This window comes from Rhizobium sp. CFBP 13644 (genome assembly GCF_014842165.1).
GTDB lineage: Bacteria > Pseudomonadota > Alphaproteobacteria > Rhizobiales > Rhizobiaceae > Agrobacterium > Agrobacterium tumefaciens_C.
On record NZ_JACYVF010000024.1, the window covers coordinates 1 to 4,996 of the forward strand.

General features: G+C 52.8%; 2 protein-coding genes and 2 pseudogenes. 2 read left to right on the forward strand and 2 right to left on the reverse strand.

The window, feature by feature from the left end; genetic code table 11:
• Positions 1–102 precede the first annotated feature (102 nt).
• Positions 103–615: pseudogene (gene istB / locus IFT53_RS23455) on the reverse strand (IS21-like element helper ATPase IstB); the annotation flags it as partial.
• Here istB and IFT53_RS23915 point away from each other — a divergent pair.
• Positions 607–823 (forward strand): annotated as a pseudogene (locus tag IFT53_RS23915) (IS3 family transposase); the annotation flags it as partial. The pseudogenes istB and IFT53_RS23915 sit on opposite strands and share 9 nt — an antisense overlap.
• A gap of 76 nt (positions 824–899) precedes the next feature.
• Here IFT53_RS23915 and IFT53_RS23460 read toward each other — a convergent pair.
• The gene (locus tag IFT53_RS23460; RefSeq protein WP_192068445.1) at positions 900–2,270 is read right to left on the reverse strand and encodes a glycerophosphodiester phosphodiesterase family protein; all 1,371 of its coding nucleotides are present in this window, start codon (positions 2,268–2,270) and stop codon (positions 900–902) included.
• Positions 2,271–3,280: 1,010 nt separating this feature from the next.
• Between IFT53_RS23460 and IFT53_RS23465 the strand changes: the two genes are divergently transcribed.
• Positions 3,281–4,705, forward strand: coding sequence for a hypothetical protein (locus IFT53_RS23465; protein ID WP_192068446.1), 1,425 nt, complete (start codon positions 3,281–3,283; stop codon positions 4,703–4,705).
• Positions 4,706–4,996: the final 291 nt, after the last annotated feature.

Genomic DNA, 4,996 nt, shown 5'->3' on the forward strand with positions numbered 1-4,996 from the left:
GGTGCCCTCGCGTTCATGCGCGGCAACAACGTCATTCCATTCCGTCAAGCGTAAAACCACGTGCCATCAAAACGGCGCTTACGGTGATGGGTATCTTCGGCTTTAGCTTTGAGAACGGCTTTTGAAGCGCCAGGATTCATTTCCAGTCTCGACGATTTCGCAATGGTGGGTCAGGCGGTCGAGGAGTGCTGTCGTCATTTTGGCATCACCGAATACCGACGGCCATTCACCGAAGGCCAGGTTCGTCGTGACGATGATTGAGGTGCGCTCATAGAGCCTGCTGATCAAGTGGAATAGAAGCTGACCACCAGCCTGCGCAAACGGCAGATAGCCGAGTTCATCGAGAATGATGAAGTCGAGGCGTGTGAGATAGTCCGCCGTTCTGCCCTGCTTGCCACTGCGTGTCTCCGTTTCCAGGCGGTTGACCAGGTCAACGACATTGTAGAAGCGCCCACGCGTGCCGTTACGGATGAGCGCACGCGCAATTGCAATGGCGAGATGGCTCTTGCCCGTTCCTGTGCCGCCGACAAGGACGACATTACGCTGGTCGGCGACGAATGTGCCCGTCGCCAGCTCCCGCACCAAGGATTCATTCACAGGTGTATCGGCGAAGGCAATTACTATCACAATGCCATGGTGGAAACTGTCTTCAAGCCAATCAAATCAGAGTTGATTTGGCGAACGGTGTTTGAAATCAGGGTGCAAGCCGAAATCGCCATTGGACAATATATCGACGCCTTATAATCCAAAAAGAAGACATTCATCCTTGGGCTTTAAGAGCCAAATTCAGTTCGAGAGCATACCTCTCAAGCTGAACGCATGAACAAACCTTCGCTGTCCACTTTTTCCGGGAAAATCCAGTTTTGCCAAGTGGCCTAGCTACAAATACCCGCAAGAGGTCAGTCCTCCTCCTCGCTCTCGAAGATATCGGTCAGGTATCCGTCCTTGCCCTTGCCCTTGCCCTTGCCCTTGCCCTCGCCCTCGCTCTCTTCTTCGAATTCGCCAATGTTCAGGACGCTATTGTCATCACGTTTGTCATCGAGATAGTAGGTATCGTAGTGAGGGCAACGGAAATGAACAGAAGGGTTGACGCCTCTCTCCCTCCATTCCACGATCGAAATATCGTCTTCCCAGCGGTCCGAGATTACCCAGTCGGCTTTTTTTGCTGCATTGCCGGGCAGTGCATATCCCTCGCGAATGTGCCGGCGATCGTCATTCTCCCAGATGCGAGGCTGGCTAGAGTGGAGATTGATCCCGTAGAAGTTTCTCTTTCCTGTGTCCTTGATCTTTGTCGAATAGACATAAGCTCTCGTGCCAGTGGAAATCTTGATGTGGGGGTAGATCCTTCTGATGATAGGGTCCGTCTTGATGTAGTCAACGAGATCCATGATGGCCTCTTCGGAGCGGAAGGCGCGAAGGACGGTCTCGGAGACGGACGCGGGCAACTGTTCGCATTTGACGTTCGACATCATTGATTGCATAGCGATGACGCGCATGCGCGCGTCGGGCTCGTTCAGCTTGAGAAAGCCGTTGATCCAAGCCTTACCCCCTTCGAGAAGGTCGGATTTTTCGAGGCTGCTTCGGCCGATTTGCGTGGCGAGCTTGCCCATTTCCTCGGGAAAGACGCACGGTATCAACGCCACTGTCTTACGCCAATCCGGAGCGGGATCCGAGGCCTCCACCAGTTTGATGAATTCCTCAACATTCTGGATTTGGAAGGAGTAGAACAGTAGTGCGACGTTCTGGTGAAACTTTGGGCGATGGCTGAGCCATGCGACAGCAAGACCGGCTTCAGCGTCCCGAGCGTCGGCAAGAATGGTCACCCCGGGGTTTTCGGCAATCGCACCGTCAAAATACTCTTCGCAGGTAGGTATATTTTCACCTGTTTTGCGAAACATCGTCTTGGAGTGGCGCCGGCCTCTGGTCTCGCGCACGAGGAGTTCGTATTTCTTGACTTCGTCGGAATGCATGTGCTGGATCTGCTGATCGATCTCGCAGGTGCGATAGAGGTTGAATTCGTGCAGCACAAATGGAACCTTGTCGAACGAGAAAGACATGTCCGCCTCCATGAAGTTGGAGTGATATTCGGACGTCTTGGCGACAGCGTTTCTCATGCCCGGCATGGAGCATTCTTGTTCACCTTTCCCAAGGTTGAACCTGCCGCGATGTTCGGCGACCTGAAGCGGCAAGTCTAGATGCAGCTTTTCCAAAAGGTTAGGAACCGAATGTTTGGCAATTGCCTCTTCAGGGGTGATGTCCGAAGGCAGCATCCATTTCTGTTTCCAAGACGGCCAACTGGTGCCGTCCACGCGGACAGGTATGCGTTGATAGAAGTGCTTGAGGGGTGTCAGTTGATGTTTCCGCGTCGGTGGAAAGCGTATTTACCTTTTTCGAGCCCATGAGGCGCTGGAGCTGCTGTGGGTAAGGCATGATTGTTGGTTACGAGGGGGTAATCGATTTCTAGTTGATGGTCGTGGTAGTTGGGTCGAGATGAAGAAGAATTCTGAGAGGAAGGACAAGGAAATTTATAGGCTTCCAGCGCCTGTTGTCTTCTCCCGTTGCGCCAGTCATTCAGCCAATGAGAGGCGCGATTTATGAACGTGCTGAAGCTGCAGCAGGGAAATATTTCCAAGCCTTGGCATGGACGAATACGAGATGAACTGGGTCAGGGTGCGCTATCGGATTTCACTTGAACAAATCAGCGACGTGTTTAGCGAAACGTGGCCCCGGTTTTTCCTGAAATATTGGTGGCATGATTGCTGCCTGACGAAATTGGACCACTAGCGCAGCCGCGTGCTTTAATGTCGCGATAAGATTTGCTGAAATCTGCTGCGGGGAATATTGCCAAGCCGTGATGTGTACAAATACGAGATATAGCGTACCACGTTCCAACTGCGTTCTACCGAAATTCAATTGGGCCTATCAGCGCTCTGTGTCGCGAGTTTTAGCGCCGGTTTTTCCTGAAATGTTGGTGGCGTGACTGCTGCCTGATGATAGCGGAGCACCTCTGCAGATACGCGCCCAACAGCTTGTCACTGCTAGGGGCGTTGGATATCAGCCAAGTGGCAGAGGCGATGGTTTCGGCCAAATGGAAGAAGTGATTTAAGAAGGACGGCCTTTTTCTAGATATAACCGGAAGGCGCATCCTTTGATCGCAAGAATCCTACTTTTTCTAAATACGGGAAAATTCTAAAAATCAGTCGTGAGCTTTAAGAAAACTTCAAAGAATACGCATTTTTGCGGGCTGACAATGTCTGCACTCCGGGTCGAAGAAGCCCCAATGGCAACGAACCGCCCGGGCTTTTTCCGGCGCTCCCTAGAGCTATTCTGGCGAGCTGGCAACTTTCGCAAAGATCACTTCCTCACCAGCGACGAGGCTTTTATTCCGCAGACCGACACGCTGAGGACCCAAGCTGGTATGCATCTTGTCGACTGCCGTGGCGCGGAGAGTTGCATTCTTGCGCTTCCTGAGAAGGCGCAGGCAATTATTGTCGAGGAAAGCCGACGCGCAGAGGCGCATTACCTCCTTAGGCCTGGATTTCCCATCAGCATTAAACTGCTCATCGGAATTCTCTTTGGTCTCTGCTTCGCTTTTCCAGTCGCGATTGCATTCCGTCAGTCGCAATGGTCCTTCGCTCTCGGCTCCATTACTTCGGCACCTCGATCCGCGGGATTGATTATTCTTTATTTGCGATATGCCAACAGCGGCCTTGAGCTTGACCTCAGTTTTTTTGAGAACCGGCTCTGGATCAACATGCCGCCCGGCATCATTTTCGCCGCCGCAGAGAGCAGTGCGGTTGCGGCGGTCAGAAGAGAGATTTGGTTTCTCGCCATCGCGGCCATATTCAGCGCAGCCCTGCTTTTAACCGGCGTCCTGATGAGGTCATGGCTGTGGCGACGCAAACTGCAGCATTTGAAAAGGCTCCAAATTGATCTGAGCGACAGCCAGAAAGCTGCATTGAGGCAATATTCTCTATTGCTTGATGGCGACGCGCGGGAGCTTTTATCTTCAAAAGAGGAGCGCAGGTCCGACGATCCGCGCGGATATCAAAATGGCGCCAGTATCCCGACAAGCGAGATGATCGACATCGGCGTTCTTCACTCGCGCAGAATGCGTCAGGTCATTGCGATTTTCGTCCCCGCTACCGAGACGGCTGTCCTGTATCCGGCCCGCGACAAATACAAATTCTACAGCGTGATCATCGTCGCCTTCATCCTGACTGTGGGACTGAATTACGATCAGTTTATGGTGATCATCGATGCGATCGGGAAATACATCTGGACCTGGATTAAGATACGGCGGGGCGTTCGTAACCCGGACATTTCTCCTGAATCCCTCGCTCGGACTGTCTCAATCATCTTCATCGAGACCATCCCCTCCCTCATCCTCATCGGCCTTCTTCTACGAGCGAGCGGCGGAACGATCCTCGATACATGGGAGGCTCGCATGGCAATCGGAATCGTCCTCGGCATTACAAAGACTTTCCTGTCCGACCACGTGCTTGAGTTCTTTTTCTGGGTGGGGGTAAACCTTGCTCAACTTTGGCAACTACTCGGTCTCGGTCCTTTGATGCGCAGAATAAAGATGCGACTGGATCAGGTTGCAGGTCTGCTCGGCTTTCCTTTGCTGAAGGATTTTTTTTTGCCTTATCTCGCGCCCGTTTTCCACTGGTTGTCAAAGGGGGTTTCGACCATTCTGGGCTAACGAACGTGATTCGAAACAAGCGCGCTCTAACCAAAGCATCGCGCGAAAAACTTCCAGCGCCGGTCGAACTGTCTATAGAAAAATCTAAAAAGCAAAAAACTGACCTAATTCCCTCCTTAATAAATCCCGTTCAACATACATTCCTGTGATGAGTGCGGCCTTTTGCCAAGCCCGCCAAGCCCGCCAAGCCCGCCAAGCCTGCCAAGCCCGCCAAGCCCGCCAAGCCTGCCAAGCCCGCCAAGCCTGCCAAGCCCGCCAAGCCTGCCAAGCCCGCCAAGCCTGCCAAGCCCG